The 25684-nt window shown below is 52.6% G+C and carries 17 protein-coding genes; 9 read left to right on the top strand and 8 right to left on the bottom strand.

The window, feature by feature from the left end:
- Positions 1-19 precede the first annotated feature (19 nt).
- The 7 genes from G6R38_RS00085 to G6R38_RS00055 all read right to left on the bottom strand — a co-directional run bounded on the left by G6R38_RS00085 (position 20) and on the right by G6R38_RS00055 (position 13942).
- Positions 20-877 (bottom strand): M15 family metallopeptidase, encoded by an 858-nt coding sequence (locus tag G6R38_RS00085; RefSeq protein ID WP_166819661.1) that lies wholly within the window; start codon positions 875-877, stop codon positions 20-22.
- 6 nt (positions 878-883) lie between these two features.
- On the bottom strand, positions 884-2248 hold the full coding sequence (locus G6R38_RS00080; protein ID WP_240928007.1) for a hypothetical protein: 1365 nt from the start codon (positions 2246-2248) through the stop codon (positions 884-886).
- Between the two features lie 40 nt (positions 2249-2288).
- A complete protein-coding gene (locus G6R38_RS00075; protein ID WP_240928006.1) occupies positions 2289-3728 on the bottom strand; it encodes a DUF1501 domain-containing protein in 1440 nt (479 codons plus the stop codon).
- Positions 3729-3956: 228 nt separating this feature from the next.
- Positions 3957-7061, bottom strand: a complete 3105-nt coding sequence (locus G6R38_RS00070; RefSeq protein ID WP_166819660.1) for a PSD1 and planctomycete cytochrome C domain-containing protein — start codon at positions 7059-7061, stop codon at positions 3957-3959.
- 106 nt (positions 7062-7167) lie between these two features.
- Entirely contained in the window at positions 7168-9429 is a 2262-nt protein-coding gene (locus G6R38_RS27955; protein ID WP_240928005.1) for an SMP-30/gluconolactonase/LRE family protein, read from the bottom strand.
- A 129-nt stretch (positions 9430-9558) separates the two neighbouring features.
- Positions 9559-10902: a DUF1552 domain-containing protein gene (locus tag G6R38_RS00060; protein ID WP_166819659.1), complete on the bottom strand. Its 1344-nt coding sequence runs from the start codon at positions 10900-10902 to the stop codon at positions 9559-9561.
- 55 nt (positions 10903-10957) lie between these two features.
- Positions 10958-13942 (bottom strand): DUF1592 domain-containing protein, encoded by a 2985-nt coding sequence (locus G6R38_RS00055; protein ID WP_206028407.1) that lies wholly within the window; start codon positions 13940-13942, stop codon positions 10958-10960.
- Positions 13943-14198: 256 nt separating this feature from the next.
- On the opposite strand from G6R38_RS00055, the gene G6R38_RS00050 reads away from it, so the two are divergent.
- The 8 genes from G6R38_RS00050 to G6R38_RS00015 all read left to right on the top strand — a co-directional run bounded on the left by G6R38_RS00050 (position 14199) and on the right by G6R38_RS00015 (position 23097).
- Positions 14199-15641 carry a DUF4332 domain-containing protein gene (locus G6R38_RS00050; protein WP_166819657.1) on the top strand — a complete coding sequence of 481 codons (1443 nt, stop codon included), beginning with the start codon at positions 14199-14201 and terminating at the stop codon, positions 15639-15641.
- A gap of 377 nt (positions 15642-16018) precedes the next feature.
- Positions 16019-17242 carry an AAA family ATPase gene (locus G6R38_RS00045; RefSeq protein WP_166819656.1) on the top strand — a complete coding sequence of 408 codons (1224 nt, stop codon included), beginning with the start codon at positions 16019-16021 and terminating at the stop codon, positions 17240-17242.
- Positions 17243-17317: 75 nt separating this feature from the next.
- The gene (locus G6R38_RS00040) at positions 17318-18619 is read left to right on the top strand and encodes a CpaF family protein (protein WP_166819655.1); all 1302 of its coding nucleotides are present in this window, start codon (positions 17318-17320) and stop codon (positions 18617-18619) included.
- A 111-nt stretch (positions 18620-18730) separates the two neighbouring features.
- The gene (locus G6R38_RS00035) at positions 18731-19648 is read left to right on the top strand and encodes a type II secretion system F family protein (protein WP_166819654.1); all 918 of its coding nucleotides are present in this window, start codon (positions 18731-18733) and stop codon (positions 19646-19648) included.
- Positions 19649-19664: 16 nt separating this feature from the next.
- Complete coding sequence (locus G6R38_RS00030; protein WP_166819653.1) at positions 19665-20618, top strand: type II secretion system F family protein; 954 nt, start codon at positions 19665-19667, stop codon at positions 20616-20618.
- Positions 20619-20632: 14 nt separating this feature from the next.
- A complete protein-coding gene (locus G6R38_RS00025) occupies positions 20633-21073 on the top strand; it encodes a TadE/TadG family type IV pilus assembly protein (protein WP_166819652.1) in 441 nt (146 codons plus the stop codon).
- A 23-nt stretch (positions 21074-21096) separates the two neighbouring features.
- Positions 21097-21567: a TadE/TadG family type IV pilus assembly protein gene (locus G6R38_RS00020; protein ID WP_166819651.1), complete on the top strand. Its 471-nt coding sequence runs from the start codon at positions 21097-21099 to the stop codon at positions 21565-21567.
- Between the two features lie 12 nt (positions 21568-21579).
- Entirely contained in the window at positions 21580-23097 is a 1518-nt protein-coding gene (locus tag G6R38_RS00015) for a pilus assembly protein TadG-related protein (RefSeq protein WP_166819650.1), read from the top strand.
- A gap of 11 nt (positions 23098-23108) precedes the next feature.
- Here G6R38_RS00015 and G6R38_RS27770 read toward each other — a convergent pair whose 3' ends face one another.
- Complete coding sequence (locus G6R38_RS27770) at positions 23109-23756, bottom strand: response regulator transcription factor (protein ID WP_206028406.1); 648 nt, start codon at positions 23754-23756, stop codon at positions 23109-23111.
- A 215-nt stretch (positions 23757-23971) separates the two neighbouring features.
- On the opposite strand from G6R38_RS27770, the gene G6R38_RS00005 reads away from it, so the two are divergent.
- Positions 23972-25573 carry a PAS domain-containing sensor histidine kinase gene (locus G6R38_RS00005; RefSeq protein WP_166819649.1) on the top strand — a complete coding sequence of 534 codons (1602 nt, stop codon included), beginning with the start codon at positions 23972-23974 and terminating at the stop codon, positions 25571-25573.
- The last annotated feature ends 111 nt before the right edge of the window (positions 25574-25684 follow it).

Below are 25684 nucleotides of genomic sequence, written 5' to 3'. Positions count from 1 at the left end.
GCTCGTTGAACGGGTCCGTTTATCGAATCGCCTCTGCCCGTTCCATGGCAGCGGCGATCTCTTGCTTGATGACTGTTAGTGGATTCAGTGGCTGGAGCGGTTCCGGAATCGGCGTGACTTCATTCGTCTCGCGATTCCAGTGCACGGGGCCGAACGGAGCCGGTTCGGCCTTGGAGTTCAAAATATGGTCCCCCGCATCTCCTTTGTTGAAGTGCCAGAATTCGTAGGGGAAATGCATGAAGCCATGCGATTCCATCACCTCGGTAATTGCGAGACGGTTTTCGAGTTCCTCCGTCGAGATAAATGGAGACCGCATGGGGGTCTTTTCACTGACTTCAAGATACGGGCCACCCCGCCAAACTTCCTGTTGGGTGTCTCGCTCGTATACGGAGATGTCGATCGCTGAACCCGACATGTGCGTACCAATTTTCGGCACGTTCGCGACCATCACAATCGCCCGCCGAAAGACGAACTCTTCTGTCGGAATGTGTCCTCCGTTCTCCCAAATGCACTTTTGCAAGACCGCATCGAAGACAGAAGGCTTTCGGACCAAGGCTCCTTGCATTTCCACCGAACGGTAGCCGTCTTCAATCTTCAGGACCCAGCCCCGATCGTTCATGGCTTTGGTGATTTCAATCACGTCATGAACAAGACTTTCACGTAGAAAGAAAACTCGGTCTAAATCGCCGGCGATCTTCGTGTTTGAGAACATGATTTCAACGCCCGCCTCTTCGGCGGCTTCGGGTATTGAACCGAAACCCTCGCCGCACTCCTCTACGGGGAAGCTCATCAGTTCCTCGACCATCTGGTAGCCAAGTTCCATTTGCTCGGTCCAGTAGGTCCGGCGTTCTTGATCGTTCAGTTGGGTGGTGGTCATATCGATTTATGGTTTAGCGGGAGTTTTGGTCTGTTGCTTGTTGAGCTGCTCGCGTTTTTTGATGTCTTTCGGATGTTTCGAGAATGACGCGAAGACATCCCCCACGACCTGATCGGCCAGTTCCCCAAGTTCAGCCAAGATGATCGATTCCGCTTCCGGCACAAGTTTGGAAGTATTCGGTTCGTAACCACCCGACTCGTAAGAGTCCTCCGTGGGAATGTACCCGATATTGCCGTTGGCGTATCCCACGATAATCGGGATGGCTCGGTCGGCGATGTCATGTTCCAACTTGAAACCGTATTCAACCATTGGTTCACCGGGCATCGTCAATAACAGGTACGGGCCGATTTTCATTGCCATCAGTTCGGCATCGATTCGACCTTCCTTGCCAGGGAGAGACACAACCTTGCTCGCTGTGCGAATTCGGTAGTAGTCATCTCGAGTCCGAAGTTGCTCTCGAGTCATGCTACGAGCAAGAGCTTTAATCACCGCGCTGCCCAGGTCGCGACCGGCCCATTGAATATCCGCCTCATCCGCACAACGGTACGGGTATCCCGGAAGGTTCGGTCGAATGTCGCCAGCACACCCCTGAAGAAACAGAGAGCTTGTCTGGCCGCCGTAACACATTTCGACAAACGACTGGGCTTCACCGGGAAAGTCCGCACTCATTTTGGGATATCCATTCGGATACGGCTGCGAGCCTTTGTCGCCCCATGTGAAAAAGCACGGGTGACAGACCGCGTGCATCAGGACGGCCATCGGTGTGAGGGATCGCCCATCGTCGAATCGAAGAACCTTGACTCGCTGATCGTTCAGACCTTCTGAATTGAGACGAACGACCGCGCGACCATTGATGACTTTCCGCCGATTAATTCCGAAACCGATGGCGTCTTCACCGTATCCGACATTGACGGTTCGCATTGAGTTAGTGGCATCCTTGGCGGCTTGGCCAATTTTGCTGACAAGATCGCGTCCCCAATCTGATTCCTCATTGAAAGCCGGGCCCGAGTGATTGTGCGAGGCCGCAATCAGCACGTTGGCAGCGGGTATGTCCGTGAGTTCTTCAATCTGCTTGCGGACGAGCTTCACCATATCGTCCCATGCACCGATCGTGTCCATGGTGACAATTGCGGCCCAGGTTTCACCGTCGTTCAGAACGAGGACACCGGCGCGTAACGGGTCGCGAACTCCGGTCACCTTGCGACGATGCCCGGTGACTTCAAAGTCGCGAACGTCGGCGGGGGTAATATCGACTTTGGCAACCCCGGCTTTCAGATTCGAATGCACAGGAAACACACCATCAGCAGCACTCGCGGATGCAAGGAATCCTGAGCTCATAATCATGACAGTTTGGACAATTAGTCTTTTCACGGCTTGCGAACTCCGAGTGAGATGGACGTTTATGATTTGTTCAAGCGAGAATCTCGTGGACGACACGTGCCTTGCGTCCGGCAGTCAGAACTTGCTCTTGGCCGTTTGTGGTGTAGACAAGCTCTTTCGAGTCGAGGCCAAAGAGGTGAAGAAGAGTGGCTTGATAGTCGTTCGGTGTCACCACGTTTTCGACCGCTTTGTGACCGAAATCATCTGTTGCACCAAACACGGTACCTGGTTTAATTCCGCCACCGGCCATCCAGATACTAAAACCTTGGCCGTTGTGATCGCGACCATGTTTTTCCGGAGCGCCTTGGTTTTGAGTCACTGGAAGACGACCGATTTCTCCACCCCAGTGCACAATGACTTCATCGAGCATACCACGTTGTTTGAGATCTTTGACGAGTCCCGCAGATGGTTTGTCAGTTCGACGACAAACGTTCGGCAATGCGGTGATCAGTCCACTATGGTTGTCCCAAGGCTGTCCGGCGAGAAACAGTTGCACGAACCGGACACCCCGCTCTACGAGTCGTCTTGCGATTAGACATCGTGTGCCATACTCGTTGGTTGTCGGGTCGTTGATTCCATAAAGCTCTTGCGTGGCTTTTGTTTCTTTCGTGATGTCAAGCGCTTCACGGGCTGCAGTCTGCATCCGTGCGGCTAATTCGTAACTCGAAATGCGAGCATTCAACTCTTGTTCGCCGGGAAAGCGTGCCGCGTGGGTCCGGTTGAGCGTCTGCAGTAGTTCCAGGTTCTGACGTTGTGGTTCTCCCCGCAAATGAGGTGGTGCATCAAGGTTGAGAATGCGAGGTTCCTTCGGCCGAAGCACCGTCCCCTGATAAAGCGGAGGCATAAATCCACTTGACCAGTTGTTGACGCCATCGACAGGATGGCCACCAGGATCCGTTAGCACCATATAAGCTGGTAATTCTTGCGTTTCGGACCCTAGCCCATATAGCAACCATGACGCGAAGTGCGGACGTCCTAGTACACCGGGGATTCCACCATGAAAGTAACGGATCGAAACTTCATGCCCATTCGCGCCTGTCTGCATACTTCGAATGAGGCAGATATCGTCAGCAATGCTAGCTGTCTCCGGCAACAGTTCCGAGAGCTCCATTCCACATTCGCCATGCTTCGCAAACTTCCACTTGGTGCCAAGTAGTTTCTTACTTGCTTCATTTACAAAACTGTATGCGATGTCTTCGGCGTAGTCGGTCCCATCAAACTTGGTGAGCATCGGCTTAGGGTCGGTGAGATCCATATGCGATGGTCCGCCGTGCTGAAACAGCGAGATCATCGCTTTCGCCTGTGGCGGATGGTGCGGTGTCTTGGGGGTGAGGTCGAGTGTCGGTTGTTCTTTCGGGAGATTTTTCGGCTTGGCATGCGTGGCCTCTGACTGAAGCAACCAAGCCAATGCCACCGAACCAATCCCCATTGTGTTTCGCTGAAGAAATTCCCGGCGGGTTTGTTGAACCATCGTTTCTGGATCGATATTCATTCGTGGAGACTTTGACGTTTGGTGGGGATAGTCAGTCAGTGGATATTCGGCTGGAAGATCAAACTCGACTCGATACGTTCGAATTACTGTGCGAAGGAACTCAGAAGACTCGTTAAGGCCGAGTGTTCGTAAAAACTGCCAATGTGTTCTTCGAGTGAGTTGTCAATCGTAGGATAGGATTCTTTCACTGAGAGAAACCGAGTCGAATCATTCAATATAGAGGAATTCGTTTGAGCTAAATACGACTTGACAAAGACTCGTTAGTGCCTGGCTGTGAGCTGTTTGATTCTTTGCAATAAATTCCGGCGAGTCTTGGAACAGGTTGATCTGGCGGGACAAGAAATCGAGTGCGGTTGCAAGTTCATCTTGCGATGGCTGACGGCAAAAAGCGAGTTCCCACACTCGGATGACTTGTCCTGCGAGGCTGTCTTTGGTTGGGGGGGGACCTTGGAATGCTTTGCTTGAGGAAACGGTTCGTTCTGCCTGTTGTGGATAGGCTCCTTGAATGGTCAACGGCCAACTAAACGAATCCGATGTGATGCTCTCTCGACAATCTGTGATGAAATCGATTTGGTCGCCTGCCTTGATGTCGGTGCTGGCAATTGATGTGACGGTGGTCGAATTGTGAACCGACCATTCGCCGAGTTTGCCATGTCGGCTCGATACCACTCGTCCGCGGACACCATCGCCATGGGGAGAACCGTGAGAAAGTTTCCCCTCAATTGAGATCGTAGCATCGTGCGGGGCAATCCATCGCCGGATCACCGCGCGATTGGGGACGTCTGGGTGTCCTCCTTGGGCATTCAATAGGACCCATCCAGAATTCGGATCGGGCAATGTTGGACCTGCTTGCCATTGGGTTCCAGTCCAATGCGACAAGGGCGAAAAGTTTTCCGTGCGATTCCCCGCCTCGTCGAATGAACCGAATCCATACTGCCAGTTTGTTGTGGGTAGCTCTGCAATTTCTGTGAGGGCTGCCAATTGACTTTCGGAAAGTGGTTTCGCTTCTTCAATCGCTCTTTGGGCCAGTTTCGCCGATTGGTTCAAGATAAATTCGCCATTGAGAAGCATTAGAGATTGCGTTGCAACGGTGGAATTTGTGCGGACCTCGCAATTGGTTTCCATGACCGGGGCATCGAATGTCTGTAACATTGCTAGTGGTCGACTGCGTTGCTGGCGAATGTAGATGCTGCGGCGAGTTTGTTCGCCATCGACGACGACTTGACCGGTTTCGTCTTCTTTGACTTGCAATGGCTTTCCGAAAAGCGTGTGATCGAGCTTTCCAGATACAGCTAACATTCGATCCCGGATGATCTCCGCATCCAAACGCGTGAGACCGGGACGGAAATCAGAATCGACGTCGCGAACTTGTCGACATGCGGTCGAATTCAAAATTAGACGATGCAGCGACTTCAAACTCCAGCCGCTTCGCATAAACTCATCGGCTAGGAAGTCGAGAAGTTCGGGATGAGATGGGACGTTACCAAGTTTTCCGAAGTCCGCTGGCGTTGAAACCAAGCCTTTGCCAAAGTGATGCATCCAAACGCGATTGACGATGACGCGGGCGAACAGTGGGTTTTTGGGATTCGTGAGCCACTTTGCAAATGCTAAACGTCGCCCCGTCGTGGGCCGAGAATCCGAATTGAGTGGGAATTCTGCCGACTTGTCTTCGGGCGTCGCGACGGTCAATGCCCTCGGTCGTACCGTTTGCTTAGGTTGCCCAGGATCACCACGATGAAAAAGTTTCGTGTCCGGAGCGTGCCCTGCTGGTTCGACGAGGGCACGGATAAATTGCTCGGCGGGCTTCTTCGCCCGCACTTCCTGAATCCGTGTGTCGAAGGTTTTCAATTCCTTGGCGGCCTCGGGCAAATACTGGTACAGCACACCCGGCGTGATATTGACACTGGGATATTTTTTGAGCAAAGCTTTCTGTTCATCGGTCCGCTCTTTCGTCGACGCTCGATAGGCCTCACGCAGTTTCGTTTGCAGTGGCTCATCGAACTTCTTGAGTTCTTGTTCGAGCGCCTGATTCATGTATTCGGTTTGTTTTTGCGACTTTTCTTTGGCAATCTTTTGCGCTGCCGCTTCAACTTCGGCCGCTTTCTTGCGATCGGCTTCCGTGTAGAGAGAGACCAAACGTGATCGTGGTGTCTTCCAGGCTTGCCAATCGAGGGCAGGTTCGAAGACGGCGCGTAATGCGTAGTAGTCGGTTTGTGGAATCGGATCGTAGCGATGGTCATGACACTGCGCACACTGGACCGATAACCCCAATAACGAAGTACCGACGATCTTGAGTGTGTCGATCATGACCTGATTTCGACCGTCGACATTATTGGCACCACTGCCGGTTCCGTCCGCCGCCATGCGGAGAAAACCCGTCGCTGTCAGTAAGTCGATTTGCCTCGGTGTTAGATCACCTTTGCGTGGCTCCATGAGTTCGTCACCGGCGAGTTGCTCGGTGATAAACTGGTCAAACGGCATATCCGCATTCAAGGCCCGGATGACCCAATCGCGATACTTCCAAGCCCAGGGGCGATCGGCGTCCGCTGTCGTATAGCCTTCCGAATCGGCATACCCAGCGACATCCAGCCAATGTCTCGCCCATCGCTCGCCGTAGTGCGGCGAGTCCAGCAACTCGGTCAACAGTTGGTCGTACCAATCCTCGTCGGAGTGACTCAGCCACTTGTGAAGTTCTTCCGGGGAAGGAGGCAGACCAATCAGATTAAAGTAGGCCCGAACGATGAGTACGCGACGGTCCGCATCGGGCGCAAACGACTGAGCGTCTGGGACCGACTGGATGACGGCGTCGATTCCCGTGCGAACTCGGGCATCCTTGGGGAAGGACTCAATCGCCGGGACGGTCGGTCGTTGGATTGGCTGAAACGACCAGAAACTGCGTTCTTCCAACGTGATGCCCAGTCCTGGGCCGATCGTTTCGGGTTCCGGCCGACTCGTTTTCGCACCACCGGCAATCCAGTGTTCGATGGTCTGGATTTGTTCGTCAGGAATTTTGCCTTCGCCGGGCGGCATGTCGCCGTCATGGAGGCGGTCTAGCAGATAGCTTCCATTCGGATCTCCCGGCACGATTGCTGGACCCGCGTCGCCCCCCTTCTTCATGAACCGAACTAAACGCAGATCCAAATTGCCTTCGAGTTCCTCCGTCGCACCGTGACAGTCGAAACAGTGTTCCCGAAAGATCGGGCGGATGTCTTTCTCGTATGTCAGCGTTTCATTGTTCGCCGCACTCAGCGTGCCATCAAGAATCAATGCGAAAATGAATAGCCAGACGGATAGCAGCCGAAGAACAGGCATAAAACGTGTCTTCCAAACTCGGTTCGAAATTCAAACGCGAAACCCTCGGTGCATCATACATCGGCTGGCATTGATGCATCAATGGTGTGGCGTGTGCTTTCGATGGTCAACGTTTGGATTTCGTTTTGTTCATGCGGGTCCAACTCAGTCCAGGCCGATCCACACGAATACTGACCAACCTTGAGAACTCGACTTCCGTCACATAAACGGTTCGGCCGTCGGGACCGCCGAAACACAGATTGCTTGGTCGCTCACCCAGTACCGGGATTTCCTGGAGTATCTGACCCGACGGCGACAACTTCACAACGGTCCCTTTCCCATATCTGGTGACATAGAGATTGCCATCCACGTCGCAACGCATTCCGTCGAAGCCATGATCGGCGAACTTCTTGACCAAGCGTTCGCCGGAGAGGTCGCCGCTTGGTGCAATGTCGAATGCCCAAATATTTCGCTGCTTGCTCTCGTTGACGTACAACGTTTTTCCATCTGGACTGACTTCGATTCCGTTGGTGGTTCCCATTTTGCTGGCCACTTTGGTGACGGTCCCATCACGGTCGATTCGCCAAATCTGGCCAGTTCCTTCGGACCAATTCGGGTCGCTGGCATACAGGGTTCCGTCATTCGTGATTGCGATGTCGTTGGGCTGATTCATACCGCCATGATGGGCATGAACGGACACGGCACGGGAAGCCGCATTGACTAGTAAAATGTTGTGTTGCATGTAGTCAGCCACGTAGAAATCGCCGGACAGTAAAAAGCGAATACCGTTTCCGACACTCCCTTCCGGCAGTGTGACGAAGACCTCTCCGTCACCATCCGGTGAGACTCGGCCGATCGTGCCCTGCTCCATGTAATTGACCGCGTAGATGTCCCCATTTGCATCGCACGCAGGCCCTTCGATGCCGGGCGTGAATTCACCAGGGCGAGTCAGGGGTGTGGGGGTAAACAGCGGCGGTTCTGCTTGGAAGACGATGTCCGTCGTGGTCCCGAACTTCGCGGGCAATGGCATGTTGGCCCATGTCGGATCATTACCCACTCGCATCTGCCAACGTCCGGCCAATGTCAGTTGATTCCCACCGGAATTCAGCACAGGGGCTTGCAACCGAGAACCGGTTGATTCTTTCAAACGCAACACGAGCAAGTTCGCCTCGTCTCCAGTCACGAATTCGGAATCGATCACAAGACTGTTAGCCTCGGTTGACCTTTCGATGGAAGCCCCGTTGACCCACCCTTGGATGTCATTTACGTCGATCGATGAGGGCAAAGACAATGTCAGTGATTCTTTCGACAACCATGTCTGAGGAATCCGTAGCACACACCGATACCACTGAGGGGCGTCAATATCCCTAAGAGAGTCATGTGACTTCGTTGTGTCGTCACTGGTCACGGTGATGTTGGCCCAGTGCTTGCGATAATCGGCCGGTTCTGACGACGGTGTTGAACGAGTCAATTCGGGAGATTCGCTGTCGGCGGACGCATTCTGAAATCGGAATTCGTCGCCTCCAAGGATTTGATCGCTGGAAATCGTGGGGCAAACATAACGTTCGATGTGTGAAATGATGCGTCGCGTGCCTTCAAAATGGCTGACGTACGGCCACTGCTCCGGGTTGTACATGGAGTCGGTCATGTCTCGCATCAGGACGACATGCTTGCCATTGCGGACCATCTGCCGCAAGCCAAACGGCCGCCCAAGCACACACATATTGACGTGCACACCTGTGAGAATCACATTTTGGATTCCACGGCTTTCGAGAATGTTCCAAACTTCGTCGCCACGATCGCTGATGAAATCGTTTTCGGAATCGATTGTGATCAAAGCCGACTGCGACTTCCAAGGCGTGCCGGGGTTCCGACCCAAACTCTTGAGTTTCGCGGCCCAAACCGCGTGTTGCTTGGGATCATCGTCGGCACCGCCATCCGATTGGTCGATCGGATAAACAGCACGTTCTTCGGTGGGAATCACCGAACACCAGGACTTGATTTCGAAAGGTATTCGAGACGCTATTGGCGCTTCTTGGGCACGTTTTCGAGCGGAATGCTCTGCGTAGGCGTCCATGCAATCGCTGGGTGAGTGAATAATTGTCACGCCAGCGGATCGAGCTTTCTTCAAAACGCGATCCAACCGCGGTGCAAACTGCTCCAGCCGTTTGACGGCATTCAAAGAATGGTGCAAGTCCCACACATCGCAAACAATGATCGCCGTCTCTTCCGGCTTCCATGTCTCCGTTTGCTCGCGAAATTCAAATTCACCGTTCGCACGTTCTGACTGGCTACGTAACGTGAGACTCAATTCCTCGCAAATCGCGGACGGAAGTGCCGTCGTCAGGGCCGCCAAAGTCAAAACTAGATATGCTGATCGCATCCGCATGACCATTTCCTTGAAGGTTCCAAGAATTCGCCTTCAGAATGGCCGATCGTCCGTTGTTTTTCCAGGGAACAAATCAATTTTCGCTTACGAGTGAACGTTCCGTCGTTCTTGATTCCGTTTTCGGTGTCTTCAAGACGTTTGAGTGAAAATCGAATTGCTAAGGGTGTGGGTGCTGTCTGCGAACGAGTCGGTGTGGATTCCCATGGATCGGAGAATGCTTAGATAGACATTCGACATCCGTGTTTCGCCGTCTTTCCAGTACTTGCCATGTTGAAGTCCCATGTTGGCCCCGCCGGCAATCAAGGTTGGCAAGTTTCGAGGCATGTGCGTCGTACTCGCCCCACTTCCATACAAGACGATGGTGTTATCGAGAACGCTACCATTGCGGTCTTGATACCCGTTCAATCGCTCCAAGAAGTGGGCTAACCGTTCGCTGAGGAACAGGTCGTATTTCGCGAATGCGAGTTGGCCGTCTTTGTCGCCGGCATGCGAAAGTTGGTGGTGCGTTCGGGGCAAACCGAGTTTCAGGGGGAACGTATCACTGATGCCCATGCCATCCTCACGATTGAGCATAAAGGCCACCGACCGCGTGATGTCGGCATCAAACGCCAATGCGATCAGATCAAACATGTTGCGGTAATACTCGGCAGGTTCGTCTTCGTTCGTAATGTCCAAATCGAGATGCGAGTGGTCCTGCGGCTTCAGCGGGACATCAATCCAACGCTCCGACGCAATCAAACGGGACTCAACCTCATTCAGGGAGGTCAAATATTGATCCATCCGCATCCGATCCGTTTGACCGAGTTGCTGATTCAGTGACTTGGCACTTTGCGATACCGCGTCGACGAGTTTCATTCGCCTTCGAAGAGCATCGCGTTCTGATTTCATGGAGACCGCATCCGCTCGGAATAGCCGATTAAAGACTCGGCGGGGGTTGTTCTCCGCGGGGATCGGCTTCCCTTCCAGACTGTAGGAAATCGTTCCCGTGCGAGACAGAAAACCGGTTCCGGCGTCGATCGACAACACCAACGATGGTTGTCTGCATTCCTTTTTGGTGTGCAACGCAATGACTTGGTCAAGTCCGACAGTGTTGTAGGTGCCCGGCTCGGGGTTGTGCAGTGTGGCACCGGTGAGCCACATGTCCGAACAAACATGGGGGTCGGCTTTCGGTCCGCTCGGGTGATAAAGCCCACCGAGAAAGCTCAGTTGTGAACGGAAAGCACTTAGCGGTTCGGTCGATTGTCCAAAGCGGAATTGGCCATTTTCTTCCGCAGTCGGAAACCAACTCCATTCGTCGAGACCGTGTTCCTGGCGTGGTAGCGACATCCCATTGGCGGTGTATAACGCACAGAATCGTCGTGGTGGTTGTTCCGTGACCGAACTGCCCATCGCGTCGAGAGCCGGCAACGCCAAGCCCACGCCACCAAGCCCCCGTAGAAATGCCCGGCGGTCAAGTTTTAAGGATTTGCTCATGATTGCTTTCGGAGTCGGAAGGAGAGTTAGAATCAGAGGCGGATGAGCGGCGGGTTTACTTTTCGAGAAACATCGGACTTTGAACGACGAAGCGGATCATGTCCTGAAATCGATACGCATTCAGCTTTAGTGTACCCTGGTCCTGTCGCAAAGTCTCGAGTTCATTATAGGTCAAGTCGCGACCGGTTGCGTAGATCGCCAAATGTTTGAGTACGCTGAAAGCCACTTGATCCAGCCGATCTTCGGCGAGATACCGTTTTAGATCCTGGACGCCATCAACCACGGTGTGGTCGGGAAGTGTCGAGTGAGCATCTACGGATTGCGACTTCCATTTGCCCGCGGCATCGTACTGTTCAAACGGGATGCCCCAGGGATCAATCTTCGTATGACATTGGACGCAACCTGGCTGATTGCGGTGCTTCGCCAATCGTTCACGTAACGGAAGGTGTTCGGTTGACTCCTCCAAAGCGGGCACATTCGGTGGGGGATCGTCTGGCGGTTCTGCGATGATCTTTCGCGCCAGCCAAGCTCCGCGTTTAACCGGGTTGGCTTCGCGACCATCGGACAATCCCGCCATGATCGCCGCCTGTCCGAACACGCCGCCAAGATCCGGACGGTCATGCTGCATGGCGACAAACTGAAAACCACTTTCTGACTTCTTCAGCAGTCCGTAATAGTCGCCGACGACTTCATTCGCCACAACAAAATCCGATTGGATCAAATTCCGCACGGAGAGGTTCTGGCGAATCACGTATTTCAGAAAGTGCATCGGCTCGTTTCGAAGATGCTCACGAACTTCCCGCGTGAGTTTGGGAAATCGCTTGCGATCCGGTTCGAGCACATCGAACTTTTCTAACGCAAGCCATTGCGAAGCAAATTCGCCGACGAAATTCTCGAACCGCTCGTCCGCAATGAGACGGGCGACCTGAGAATCCAAATCGCTCCGAAGTTCTCCGGCTTTGGCTAACGCCAACAATTCATGGTCCGGCGGACCGTTCCACAGGAAATACGAGAGCTTCGAAGCTAGCTCATAGTCATCAATAGGCTCCGGCTTTGGGGTGTGACTGTTCTCGATCAAAAACAGAAACTGCGGAGACGTCAACACCACCTGAAGTGCATCGCGCACACTGTTTTGAAAACTTCGGCCACCGGCGTGAGATTCCTCGAAGACGCTGACCAGCGTTGTCATTTCGGCGGGCAAGACCGGGCGGCGGAAAGCCCGTGTGGCAAACGTGCGAATGATGTCTCTGGCGTACGTCGCCTCATCCTGTTTGTGCGGAGAATCAATGAAAAGATTCCGATGCGGAGCCGGTGGCCATGTTTCATAGTACGGTCCCTCAAATTCGACGGAGCGAATCAGAAGACGTGGCATATCGCGACCATCCGTGTATTCGCTTCGCACGCCGATTTCGCGAATCCCCGCGAGGTAATTGACGTTGTCTTTTTCCACTTCCGGGCTGGGAAAGTTACTGATGGCCCCTTCGAAGACGTAACGCTGTGGCTCCACACTGGAGACCGTTTGCACCGAACCCACCCGAGCGAGTGTGCTACCGCAATCTCGCCGGAGACCCAGGTGCACGCCCAATTGCGGCGAGCGTTTTTCGAAGGTTTCAAATTGCTTCGTCAACGGATCGTCGATCGACAACGGCGTCAACGCGATCTTGTCCCAACGTTTGGGGCCGGTAAGTTTCACGTCCACCGGGAGCTTCCCTTTCGGCAACCGCACGACAAGAAACGCTGGTTGATGCACGGTTCCAATAAACTCCCGTCGACCAATGCGAAGCGTCAATTCGGAGGGTTTGTCTTTTTGCTGCGGTTTCGTGTTTTTCCGCAGAGACGTTTCGATATCAATCTGATACACCCCAGCTTGTGGGATTGTCACGATGTCATTGGATTGTGACTCCCGCTCGATGACAGTTCGTCCCGCCACATCCGAGGCACGCGGTTGACTACCGGGATCAAGGAGGAGTCCGTCATTGTACTTCGCCGCTGTAACCGTCACGCGGAAGTTGCCGAAGTCCGGCAGTTCACGTAGAGAAATTTTGAAGTTCGCGTGCGGTCCGTAGGTGCTGCTGACACCGAAGATTTCTTCGACGGGAATCGCAGGCCGCAACAGCAAACCTTCTGGCACGGTGTTGTACGCGCGTCCCTTGGGATAGCCTCGTGAGCCACGCATGTCAGCAAAGACCGCGTGATAAATGCTGTCGTACTCTCGCCAACCTCGTACAGTGGCGTTCCCGCGGTATCCCTCATTGAACCGGTATTGAGTCCGCATGCGAAGAGGTTCATATTCGAATGGCTTTGAAGGTCGCGTTTGCGTGACAACAAAATCTTCGTTCTCCAAGAGCAAACTGTTTGCCCCGAGGATCAACTTGTCGGGACAAGGATCGCCATTGATTGCCGCGCCGAGATCAACACGGAAGCTCTGCACCTTTGGCTTGAATTGCGGATCAACAATGCACCGATCGAGGGCGTCCTCCGCGATCTCGAAATACGCCTCCAGTAACAGTGGTGAAAGTCCCAATGTGTCTTGGTTGTTGACGAAACCATCGCGAGAGACGGCGTCCGGTGGAAGCACGTCAGTGAGATCATCCTGCAAAAGCAACAATTGTCGAAGCGTATTGCGGTATTGCGCAACCGTAAGCCGGCGAACACCTCCGTTCTTGGGGACGGGGCGAGACCGAGCGATTTCGAGGCCCTCGTCAATCCAGTTGACAACCCGACGCCGTTCCGCATTGCTCGGGCGTGGTTCATCGTCCGGTGGCATTTTCTCTCCATCGAGTTGCCGACGGATTCCTTGCCATAACTTGATCTGATCTTCCCCGAACTTCGCATCGAGATGATCGACCCGAACACCGGAAATCATGGCTTCCGCATCGTGGCAGGTAATGCAGTACTTTTCGAGAAACGGTTTCACGTTTCCTGAGAATTGTTTCCCGAGACGCTCAACCGATTCGGCGGCTTGAATCACAGCCGATGCGAAAATGATTGAGCTGCAAATGATCAGACGCGACATAAATGTCGGCAGGCGATGTTGCATAAAGTCTATCCGAGTCGAAATCAAATCTGAGCAGGTCGTTCCCATTCTGGCGGATTCTCGGTCATTCGATCAATGCTCCACGATGAGTTCACACGGTTTTCGATGGCATTTTCAATGCTACGACCGCCAAAATCGCAATTGTGGTCGTTCGAATCGACCTTTCGTCAATTCCAATGGTTTGCTACGTTTCCGCCCCATCCAATTTCCACATCAATGTGGCTATTTGTGTATCTGTGACGACGGCCAAGGATTCGCCATGAACTTGTTGTTTCGTGTTCTCTTTGCAAGTGGTTGTCGAAGCACCCACCATAAGCTGGCGATGGATGCGTTGCGGCACATTCGGGGGCCCCAGGCAACGAAATGGCAGAATCTTTTTCTCAAGTATCACCAAGTCTATTTAGATGGCTCCAAGGCTCCGGACACGAAGTTCAAGGATTTTCGGAACCACGTGCTGCATGTTCGTGACAATTACTGGGGCGGCGCGGTGAAGACTGCGAAACGGTGGTACGACACAACGGTCGCGGAGTTGAAGGACCGAAAATGGGCAAGTGCGATTTACTCAGCGGGCGTTCTCAGTCACTATTACACCGACCCCATCCAGCCGTTTCATACGGGACAATCCGAGGCGGAAAGTAACATCCACCGGGCCGCCGAGTGGAGCATCACAAAGTCCTACGACACCATCCGTGAAGTCCTCATCGAACACGTCGGGATGCCTGAGGTGGAATGTCCCGAGGGCCACGGTTGGCTGGAGCGAATGGTCACAACTGGAGCCGAAACCTCGAACCCGTATTATGAACCGCTGATCGAACGGTACGATTTCGAGCACGGGGTCAAGAACCCGCCTGCAGGACTCGATGCCGAAAGTCATCGGATGTTAGCCGAGTTGGTCGGCCACGCGCAGGTTGGCTTCGCCCGCATTCTGGAACGAGCATTTCAAGAAGCCAATGTCGAACCACCAGTTGTAAATGTCACCCTGCAAGGATTCCTCGCAACGGTGACAATTCCCATTCGTTGGATCACACAGAAGATGGATGACGCAGAGGAACGTGAGCTCGTCGAAGCCATGTTCGCGGAGTATCAGTCGACCGGGAAAGTCGATGAAACGCTGTCCGAAGACGATCGTATGGTCCGAGACCTCCATGCTGAGGAAGTCTTGAATCACCAACCTCAAAAGTCCGTCGAAACACCCGCGACGATCCCGTTCAAAAAGCCAGACACCGAGCCAAACCAGCCTTCGCAAGCCTCCTCCAAGGAACTCCGTTTTCATTTATCGAAGAACGACCCGGTCGAGGACGCTCCTTCAATCGGACCAAAAACAGCGCGACGCTTGGAAAAGATCGGTATTCAAACGGTAGCAGATCTGTTAGCCGCCGATCCGGAAGAAACATCGTCAAAGGTCGCTGTTCGTTACATTACGCCACAACTGGTGAACGACTGGCAGGACCAAGCAGAACTTGTCTGTCAGATCCCTGAGATACGCGGACATGATGCCCAAATCCTTGTTTCCTGTGATTGGCGTGAGCCTGCAAAGATTGCTGCCGCCGATCCTAAAGAATTGCTCGCAAGCATCACCCCGTTTGTCGAATCAAAACCCGGCGAACGAATCATTCGCTCAGGGAAGAAACCAGATCTCGCCGAAGTGGCCGATTGGATCTCATGGGCCGGGCAATCACACTCGTTGAGTGCAGCATCGTAGTTGCTTTGATTTCAACCTAAAAACTTTATCAAACTCCAAGCCGTCGGCTCTCCGACGGCTTTTTGCAATTTCAAGGTCCTCTTCATAGCTCCTCAAACGGCGAACCGAATTCGTCGAAACCTGCCAAACTTGCTTTCTTGCAACCTCACCTCACAACTCGTCCCAGACAACACATTAGAACCAAGAACGCGTCAATGATCGACATGCGAACTTTTCGCATATTCATGCGCTGGCACATCGTCTGCCAGTTCTTGACGTAATCTTTCCTTGGCTGTCAAGGTTTGACACGTGTCGTCTTGCCCCAAGGTTCCGCCAACGACACCGCGGTAATACCGAGGGGTAGGCGGCGTCCGGTTGCGAATGCCGTGAGAAACCCCATGAAACGTCAACAATCAAACTTAGTCTCATTGATCGTGAGCAGTGATCAAGAACTCGGAAGATCGATTCAAACCACACTCCAGCAAATGGGGATCGATTGTTTGCCGGAATTGTTGCCGATGGAATCTCTCCATGCCAATCAAGTGAATGCGACCCCGCAAACGAAGCTCTATTTTATTGATGTTCGGAATCGAACGAATCAAGCGATCACACTGTTTCGCAAACTCAAACATCAGTCAAACTCGAACTACATCGCTATCGGCGACAGGACGAATCCGTATGAAGTCATCGAGATTCTCAAGGAAGGTGCAGACGACTTCCTTGACGTAAGCGAGAACTTGCATTTTCAAGTTGTCAATGCGATCAAACGTACGCAGGCCAAGTCCGCTGCCATCGAAGCAAATAGCGGCAGCTTAACGATCGTTACCGGTGCCGCCGGTGGGAGTGGCACAAGTATGGTTGCACAGAATCTCGCGATTGCCTCAATGCAAGACGCACAAACTTGTGGGCTGTTAGATTTTGATTTACGCAAAGGTGACCAATCGTCTCTGTTGAACCTCCGCCCGATTCACACGCTAGCGGACCTCTGTGAGAACTATGACGTCCTCGACCAGAAGATGGTCGAGCAATCCTTCACGACCCACGAAAGTGGATTGAGAGTATTAGCATCGCCCGAACGAATCACCGAGGGCCCGGACATCACTGCCGACATGCTCCGACGCGTTACAGAGATGGCATTAGAGATATTCGATCAAATCATAATCGATGTGCCTGCGTTTCACCTCGCGGAGTACCGAAATCTTCTCGAACGTTGTGATCGATTAGTCATCCTTTTTCGAACAGACTTTTCATCTGTGAAGAATACCATGCGGCAACTAGAGACACTTCGCGAGCTCGAATTCGAATTAGGGAATCTTGACCTAGTGGCCAACAAGTGGGGCGCGTCAACGACAATTGATACCGAAGAGATCCAGAAGGCAATCAGTTTCCCAATTCCGCTCAGTATCAGCGACGACCCCAAGGTGATTCATTGTGTCAACTGTGGCAAACCAATCATCACCGAATGGCCGAACGCAGAGGTCTCGAAAGCAATCAATCGCATTTACATGAGACGACAAGGCAAAGATCTTCAAAATACCCACCCTTACACGAAGAGTTGGCTCGGGTCAGTACTCTCGAAATGTTTTTCTCAAAAGCGTGTTGTTGAAGCAGCATCGACATAGTTCATACACAATATGATTCCATGAGCCATGGTCGCCACGACCATCCACCTCAAAATCCGGCTGAAAGTTGACGTCATGAGACAGACACCGACTATGATGCTTAGTGATCAAGAAAAGTCACAAGCACGGTTTCAGCAGCTCAAGGTTGAGATTCATCGAAACCTGATTAGCGGTATGGATCTTACGAACATCGAGCAATTGGATGACTATACGCTACGGAATCAGCTTCGCAGAGGACTCGAAAAACTCTGTGACGCGCGAGCTGAACTGATTAGTCAAGCCGAACGGAGTCGCCTCGTCAACGAGATCATCGACGAAACACTCGGTCTTGGCCCGATTGATCCACTCCTTCGAGATCCAACACTGAGTGATATTCTCATCAATGGTCCGAACGCTGTGTACGTCGAGCGCAACGGACGATTGGAGCAGACTAACGTCAAGTTTCACGACAACCAACACTTGGTCGAAATTACTCAACGCATTGCCAATCGGATGGGGCGTCGACTCGATGAATCGAGTCCTATGGTCGATGCACGGATGGCAGACGGCAGCCGAGTCAATGCAGTCATCCAACCGCTTGCCCTTGATGGTGCTTTGGTCTCGATTCGCCGTTTCAATGCCGACAATATGGGAGTGGACGAACTCGTGCGTCTCGGCACTGTGACACGGCCAATCATGAACTTCCTAGCTGCCTGTGTGAAGTCGCGACTCAACTTGATTATTTCTGGCGGGACTGGAAGTGGGAAGACAACGATGTTGAATCTTCTGTCGCAGTTTATTGATAGCAGTGAACGCATCGCGACGATTGAAGACGCTGCAGAACTAAGACTTCGGCAACCCCACGTAGCACGTATGGAAACACGCCCCCCAAATTCGGAGAACCGAGGCGCGATCACTGCTCGAGACCTAGTCCGAAACTCGCTTCGAATGCGACCAGACCGAATTATTGTGGGGGAATGTCGTGGGGAGGAAGCCTTTGACATGCTCCAAGCCATGACGTCTGGGCACGATGGCAGCATGACAACAGTTCATGCCAACAACGCCAACGATGCGCTAAGTCGTCTGGAGATGCTGATTGGGATGGCTGGCTATGATCTTCCCGTCTGGTTCATCAATCGGCAAATCGCATCCGCAGTGAATATCGTAGTGCATTGTGCTCGTATTAGTGGTGGTGTCCGCAAAGTGACTCAGGTTCTTGAAGTTGTTGGTGTGAAAGACGGGCAGGTGAAGTCGAATGAATTGTTCCGCTACGATCAGGAAGGAGTTGATCAAACGGGAAATGCTGTGGGCCGTTTCCGATGTATGTGTGCTCAACCAGCGTGCCTATCGACGATGCAAGCCAGAGGGATCAATCCACCACGCTTGACGGATGATTAGTGCTCCCTTAAGCGATGTTATGAGACCGATCGACATTCGCCACTAGATTTGCTGATTCAATAGTACGGATTCAACTGGGTGGATTTCATGCATTCATACGTGCCCGCATCGATGTTAGTGTTATCGGCAGTTGCCCTTGCTGCTGGTGTTTTGGGATTCATTCACGATAATCGGCGAAATTCGCGGGGGGCATTGCTGAAGCGTTTGCGTGAACATTCGGATTCCTCGCAGAGCGATGATGAGGATACATTGTTTCGCCGACTATTGGCTAAGGACAGCGAGCGAAACGGCACGTGGCGCGAGACGATTGAAGTGATGATCGAGCATTCCGGTATCCACTGGAGTCTCAGCAAACTGCTGCTTGTCTCGATTGCCATTGGAATAGCATCTGCCGGGGTATTCTACATCACTACCAACTCGCTGATTGCGTCGACTATCGCTGGTGTGGTTGGATTGACTTTGCCAATTATCATTATTCGCAGTCGATACGTTTCGCGTCAACGTCGACTACTAAATCAAATACCAGAAACATTTGAACTCATCGTACGCTCGGTTAAGGCCGGCCAATCGGTTCATGCGTCGATACAAATGATCGCGAACGAGAATCGCCCACCGATCTCGACGGAGTTCAAGCGATGTAGCGAACAGCAGAATCTGGGTCTTCCTCAGGATGAAGCATTCCGTGACCTGGCCCATCGCAATGGCGTGATGGAACTTCAAATTTTCGCGGTTGCAATGCTCGTCCAAAGGCAGACTGGGGGAAGCTTAGTCGAGATTCTGACGAACTTATCAAAGCTTGTCCGGTCACGGCTCAGGATGCAGGCTCGGCTGCGTGCGCTGACGGGTGAAGCAAGAATGCAAGCGACAGTGCTGACACTACTACCGGTCGTATCACTGGCTTCGATCCATTTCCTAAAGCCCGACTATGTGGCAGTACTCTTCGACCGACCGCAACTCATTGCTGGCATGGCCATCGCCAATCTGGTAGCCGCATTCTGGATTCGCAAACTGACCCAGATTGACTATTAACATCGGAAGGTCTGACATGAGTACTTTTCTTGACCCGATTGATCTGTTTGTATTCCTGATATCGACGGTGTTGACCGGTAGTGCGCTGACCGTATTGCACCAACGTCGCCGCAAAGCGACTCATCGGCTAAGAGAGTTGTCGTCCTTTCGGGAGAGATCGCAATCGTCTGAGCCAGTCGATGGATTGACTGGACTATATGATAAGATCCTACCCAGAATTGCAGGCCGGTTGCTTCCCGCAAACCCGTCTAAACGCTCAACGCTGCAACTTCGGATGTATCAAGCAGGGTTCACTTCACCGGCCAGCATCTATACGTTTGCAATTATCCGGTTGATGCTTGCGGTACTTCCGTTTCTCGTTGTTTCGTCGTGCTTTGCCAGCGGGTTCTTATCACCGAAAACGTTGTTGATGTTGTCCATTGCTGGGGCTGGGGTTGGCTTTCTCACTCCGAGTCTCTGGCTGGACTATCGGAAAAGGAAGCGGCAACAGTTGTTCGTTCGCTCGCTCCCTGATTTCTTTGATCTCTTGACGACATGCATTGAGAGCGGATTGGCCTTGGAAGCATCGGTCAAACGGGTGTCTGTGGAGTTGACGCATGCGCATCCTGTCTTGGCGGCAGAACTGTTGCGCGTGGATAATCAAATTAGTCTGGGCACTGCCCCGAACGATGCCTTCGAGAGTTTCGCAGAACGCTCAGACTTGGACTGTCTGCGAAGTTTCGCCAGCTTGATTCGCCAAACTCGTTTGACCGGTGCAAGCATGGGGGAGGCGTTACGTGTGAACGCCGAGATGATGCGAACACAACGAGAACAGCGAGCGGAAGAAAGTGCGCAAAAAGCATCCGTGATGGTGATGATACCAACGCTACTTTTAATATTTCCGACGGTGTTTATCGCTCTGGCGGGTCCGGCGATGATCCAGCTAAGCGAGAAATTCGGCGCGTCTGAAGCTGTGTCGAGCGAGAAGTAGATCGGAAGGCTAGTATGTTCAAGAAGAAACGTAGACGAATTGCCCCTTCCTTCACGCGTCGGGCCATAGCAGCGACTGAGTTCGCGATCGTCTTACCACTGTTAGTCTATGTCACTCTTGCCTGCATTGATCTGGGACGAGTCGCTCACACGTCGATGGTCCTCGTTAGCGGTGTTTCCAGCGCTGGAGAGTTTGCAGCCACGTTTGCGTTTACAAGCTTTACGCAGGCAACCGGAGAGGAAGAGATTCGTTCTCGGATTGTTTCGGAATTAGAGTTATTGACTGACTTTGACCCTTCTTTGCTGACAACGTCAGTTACCTTCGATGACCAAGTTTCGGGGCAGCGAGTGATTACTATCGAGGCGAGTTTTCCCGTCGAGGTAGTGACGAGTTTCCCTGGCTTACCTAGTGAAACCGTGCTTAGTCATCAGCTTCGAGTTGTTCGATATCGGTAAGTGATTGTTATCGGGAAATCCCCATGAGAGTTCAAAGTGTGCGTCGGTCTCTGATGCCGATGAAGCGTCGAGGCGCCGTTCTCGTTGAATCGGCGTTTGTGGCGAATGTGCTATTCTTGACGCTCTTTACAATGGCTGATTTGGCAATCGGGGTACTCCATTCCAACTCGCTATCGGAGTCGGCCCGTCGGCTTGCACGTTTTGTGGCAGTGTCGGGAGCGTTATCAGAACCAGAGCAGTCAGCGTTGGGGCCGGAACTCTATCAGGGAAACGCCGCCGACGATTCGGTGATCGGGGAGCAAGTTCGGCGGACTTTGACGATTCCAGACTTGCAAAACGTATCTGTACAGATTGAGTGGAGTGACGGCGGCAATCAAGTCGGTGATCGAATCCGTGTGTCGCTAAACTATCCTTATCAGTCGATTATCCCGGCACTTGTTTCGGTCGATCAGATTAACCTATCAGCGTCGTCGTCCACAACAATCCGTCACTAGGAGTTGGAATTGATGCAATCTCACGAACATTGCAATGGAGATCGATCGACTAGCAATGAACGCGGTGGCAAGGTTCTAGTGCTTCTTAGCGTCTGTTTGCCGATGCTGTTGGGGTTAGTTGGGCTTGTGCTCGACGGAAGCTTGTTGATGGTCACGAGTCGTGATCTGCAGTCGCTTGCCGACGCTGGTGCGACACGTGCCGCCATCGCGTTTTCAGATCCGAATGTTGCGGACGATCCGATGCAGTCGGTGATCGCAGCGATCCAACACGACGCGGATTTTGGGAACTTTCAGATCGACGTGAGTTCTCCGCCGACGAGCGGTCCCTACATCGGCCGGACTAACTATGTGGAAGTGAACCTCACGCAAAGTGTTCCGACAAATCTCCATCCGTTCGTAGGTGGGGAGGCAACTCAGTCAGTCCGTAGCAGGGCTGTTGCGGGTCTCGAAGTTTCCACCGAGTCAGCTGCCATTGTTGTCCTAGACCCCGATCCGTCTCCAGTCACGATTTCCGGTCTGACAGGTGGATTGCTAACGGTGACCTTGCCTTCGATCCAATTGGGAGGACTTGAGGTTCTTGGGGCTGGTGCTCTTGAAGTCGATGGGGCGGTGCATGTCAACACGGAGTGGGGAGGTGTTGACGTTGATGGTAACCCCGCGGGAGAGGAACCCCCATTGGGTGGGCTTCGTCATGCGATTTCGTGCACGCCGTTAGTTTCGCTGACGAAAATGAAGGCGCGTGAGATACGGGTCACAGGCGGCGTTGGCAATCCGAACAACTATGGTCACGTTGACGGGGGTGAACCCAACCCGCTATCCGCCAACCGGTTGCCAGTTGCGGACCCCTACGAGTCGCTCCCTGTTCCGACAGTGAGCAGCGATCCGACGAATGTATCGAGCGTCGAGCACGGCGGTGTCGATGTCGTTTCGCTGCCGTTGATTGGACCAACGACAAGGCTCGAACCGGGTGTCTACGAGTGGATCAATGTGATCTCGGGACGAGTTGTTTTTGAGCCGGGTGTCTACATCGTGCGTGGTGTGAACCCGCTGACAGGAATTGCGGTCGCGCTGACGGCCGGCACAATCGATGCAGAGGGCGTCATGTTCTACGTGACGGACTCTGGCACGTTCTCTCCATGGACGGGCTTTCCAGACATTTCTGATAGCTCAGATAGTCCGCCGCCCAATCATCTTAGCTCGCTATTGCCAAGTGTTGTGATCAACACGGCCTTGCCAGGCAGCAAGATCCACGGTCTCGACGATCCGGGGAGTCCATATGACGGACTGCTAGTCTTTCAACGTCGTCAATCACGAAATCCAATTGCGTTGGTCGCATCTGACCTTTTGCTGCTCGGTTCGGATTTCTCGGGATCGATTTATTCAAAGTGGGGACAGGTGCTTTTTGTGGGACAAGGCACGTACGATCTGACATTCGCTTGTGGAACGCTCCGGATCGTCAACGTGCTGGATTGCAATCTCACGCCGTCGAAGCCACTTTCACCTGCGTCGGATGTATATCTCGTTGAGTAACCGTGTGAGACTCATGCAATGTCTTTCAACGGATTCGAGTCTTCCGTGGCGGTCTCAGGATAGATCTCGCGAAGCATGGATAGCAACTCCAGTTCATTGCGAACCTTCATCTTCTTGAGAACATTGCTCTTGTGCCGAAGTACTGTTTTGACGCCGATGAACATCTCCATCGCAACTTGCTTCGTGTTCTTGGCCTGAAGCGTATGTTCCAGGACTTCGCGTTCGCGACGACTCAAGTTTCGGACGCGGTTGAGGACTGTTTCTCTCCATTCGAGCGCGTCAATCCTTGAACGGTCTTCCAGGAAAGCTTTCTCGAGGACGGCCTGAAGTTCATTCGGCAGGGTTGGTTTTTCCAAGAAGCTGAAGGCACCATTGTGCATCGCCTTGACAGCCATCGCGATCTCTGCCTGGCCTGAGATCATGACGATTGGTGACCGCCAGCCTTCTGCATTGAGACGATTCTGAACCGCGAGTCCATCCAAGCCGGGAAGGCCGACGTCAAGTAACAGAGCAGCAGGAACTTGCGGAGGTGGGGAGTGCATGTCGAGGAAGGCTTCTCCATTCTCGTAGTCGTCAACGTGGTACCCCAGGATTTCTAGCGTCAAGCGAAGTGAACGGCGAACGGCCTCGTCATCCTCAACAATGTAAACGTTTGACATTCGATCTGGCTCCAATTCCGCGACCTGCAAATCAATATCTGGGGCGCAATTAGGAAGACTGTTGGCGCCATGCACTGATATTCATTAATATCTTCGGTTGTATCTGGGCCATTTGATAATGTTTTTCGAGTCAAAAAAACTTGATCTCGAGTCAACTTCAAGCCTCTTCTAGTTTGGACGGAAGACGGTTTGGGTCTTGATACGGTGTAAATGAGATGGCAGAACCAGAATATTGGAGCGTTGAGCAGCGCCGATCAATTGGGGAACTCCTCACTCTCGTTCCACCCGATCAGCAACGGCAGGCGCAATTGATATTAAATCAAATTGAGAATGCCGCCAAGTCGGATGAGCCGACCGAAAAACTTGAGTCGGACCTTCAATATTTTCTCGATCAGGCCAATATCGGGATGTGGGACTGGGATCTGGCTACGGATCACGTCACTTATTCCCGGTCCTGGTGCCGGCAACTTGGTTTGGACCCGAAGGATGTCTCGCAGACGTTCGACGAATTCCAGAGCCGATTGTATCCGGGCGATCGTGAGACAACTCAGAAAATTGTTACCGAAGCAATCCGAACAGTCTCGAACGAGTACGAGGTGCAATTTCGGTTAAAGCACAGTGATGGCGGTTGGCGTTGGATCCTTTCGAAGGGTTTTGTCGTCGGTGATTCCGACGGCAAACCGGTTGCTATGAAAGGGATTCATATCGACATCACCGATACGAAACGAGCAATGCGGTCCCTTTGTTTCTCACAAGTCGCACTCGATGAAGGCAACAGTAAGATTTTCTGGATCGATATTTCCGGTAATCTTATCTACGTCAACAATCTCGCGGCGGATTGGTTGGGGGTTTCTCGGCAAGTCGCCGAGCAGATGTCGGTGTTCGATATCACTGCAATTACTGCGGAGTCCTGGGCCAACCAAATTGCAATGATGCGTGACCGAAAACGGGCGACCTTTGAGTTCATGATCAAGGCAAGAGGGACGTCTCGACCGGTTGAGATTCATGCGACGCTCGTGAGTTATGAAGATGAAGACGTCCTCGTGTCGTTCCTCATTGACATTTCCGACCGTCTACAGAACGAAGCCAATCGAGAATTTCAGAGTAAGCAACTGATGCACGCCGCCCGGTTAACAACTATGGGAGAGATGTCGGCTACTCTGTCGCATGAGTTAGCACAACCGATTTCCGCAATCGGGAACTACGCCGACTCTGCGAGGCATTACTTGAAAAAGCTAGATCTCGAGGACTCCACTCTCGAATCAATCGTCACTGAGATCGGTGCACAGAGTGAACGGACGGTGCACATTCTCCGACGCGTTCGACAGTTTACAAAATACAAGGAGCTTGCCAGGCAGTCTTGTCTCCTCAATGATCTCGTTGAGGACTCCCTGGCAATGGTGCAACACGATCTCGCGAACAGCCATGTGAAGGTCGAATGCGACTTCCAAGCGACTTCTGCTAGTGTCGATGTCGATCGAATTTACATTCAACAGGTGATCATTAATCTGCTACAGAATGCACGAGATGCGGTGGTCCTTATCGACGAACAATCACGTCTGATCACGGTCTCAACTCACATTGAGAACAATGCCGCAGTCCTTCGCATTCAGGATTCTGGTAGCGGTGTCGTCGTTGGTGAGGAAGACAAAATCTTTGAGATGTTCTACACGACGAAGCCGCACGGCGTTGGTATTGGTCTTGCGATCTGCCGTTCGATCATCAATAGCCACAACGGAACACTAACACTGGAGAAAAGCGGACACAGCGGGGCTCTTTTTAAGATGACGCTTCCACTTGAATCTAATGGTTCATAAGCGACGTTCCTACAAGGTGTCGACTAGCGAATGCCTAGATCTATTCTACCGGAAACAATCGCTAGTCGATGACGCAAGGGTCTGTTTAGCAGTACTGCACCGTGTGAGCTT

The sequence above is a fragment of the Thalassoroseus pseudoceratinae genome (assembly GCF_011634775.1).
Lineage (GTDB): Bacteria > Planctomycetota > Planctomycetia > Planctomycetales > Planctomycetaceae > Thalassoroseus > Thalassoroseus pseudoceratinae.
The sequence above is the reverse complement of the archived record's forward strand: the minus strand, read 5'-3'. Positions and strand labels throughout refer to the sequence as shown.

Coding starts and splice junctions, on each gene's coding strand:
- G6R38_RS00085 (WP_166819661.1), bottom strand. CDS start 877: ATGACCACCACCCAACTGAACGATCAAGAACGCCGGACCTACTGGACC.
- G6R38_RS00075 (WP_240928006.1), bottom strand. CDS start 3,728: ATGGTTCAACAAACCCGCCGGGAATTTCTTCAGCGAAACACAATGGGG.
- G6R38_RS00070 (WP_166819660.1), bottom strand. CDS start 7,061: ATGCCTGTTCTTCGGCTGCTATCCGTCTGGCTATTCATTTTCGCATTG.
- G6R38_RS27955 (WP_240928005.1), bottom strand. CDS start 9,429: ATGCGGATGCGATCAGCATATCTAGTTTTGACTTTGGCGGCCCTGACG.
- G6R38_RS00060 (WP_166819659.1), bottom strand. CDS start 10,902: ATGAGCAAATCCTTAAAACTTGACCGCCGGGCATTTCTACGGGGGCTT.
- G6R38_RS00055 (WP_206028407.1), bottom strand. CDS start 13,942: ATGCAACATCGCCTGCCGACATTTATGTCGCGTCTGATCATTTGCAGC.
- G6R38_RS00050 (WP_166819657.1), top strand. CDS start 14,199: ATGAACTTGTTGTTTCGTGTTCTCTTTGCAAGTGGTTGTCGAAGCACC.
- G6R38_RS00045 (WP_166819656.1), top strand. CDS start 16,019: ATGAAACGTCAACAATCAAACTTAGTCTCATTGATCGTGAGCAGTGAT.
- G6R38_RS00040 (WP_166819655.1), top strand. CDS start 17,318: ATGAGACAGACACCGACTATGATGCTTAGTGATCAAGAAAAGTCACAA.
- G6R38_RS00035 (WP_166819654.1), top strand. CDS start 18,731: ATGTTAGTGTTATCGGCAGTTGCCCTTGCTGCTGGTGTTTTGGGATTC.
- G6R38_RS00030 (WP_166819653.1), top strand. CDS start 19,665: ATGAGTACTTTTCTTGACCCGATTGATCTGTTTGTATTCCTGATATCG.
- G6R38_RS00025 (WP_166819652.1), top strand. CDS start 20,633: ATGTTCAAGAAGAAACGTAGACGAATTGCCCCTTCCTTCACGCGTCGG.
- G6R38_RS00020 (WP_166819651.1), top strand. CDS start 21,097: ATGAGAGTTCAAAGTGTGCGTCGGTCTCTGATGCCGATGAAGCGTCGA.
- G6R38_RS00015 (WP_166819650.1), top strand. CDS start 21,580: ATGCAATCTCACGAACATTGCAATGGAGATCGATCGACTAGCAATGAA.
- G6R38_RS27770 (WP_206028406.1), bottom strand. CDS start 23,756: ATGTCAAACGTTTACATTGTTGAGGATGACGAGGCCGTTCGCCGTTCA.
- G6R38_RS00005 (WP_166819649.1), top strand. CDS start 23,972: ATGGCAGAACCAGAATATTGGAGCGTTGAGCAGCGCCGATCAATTGGG.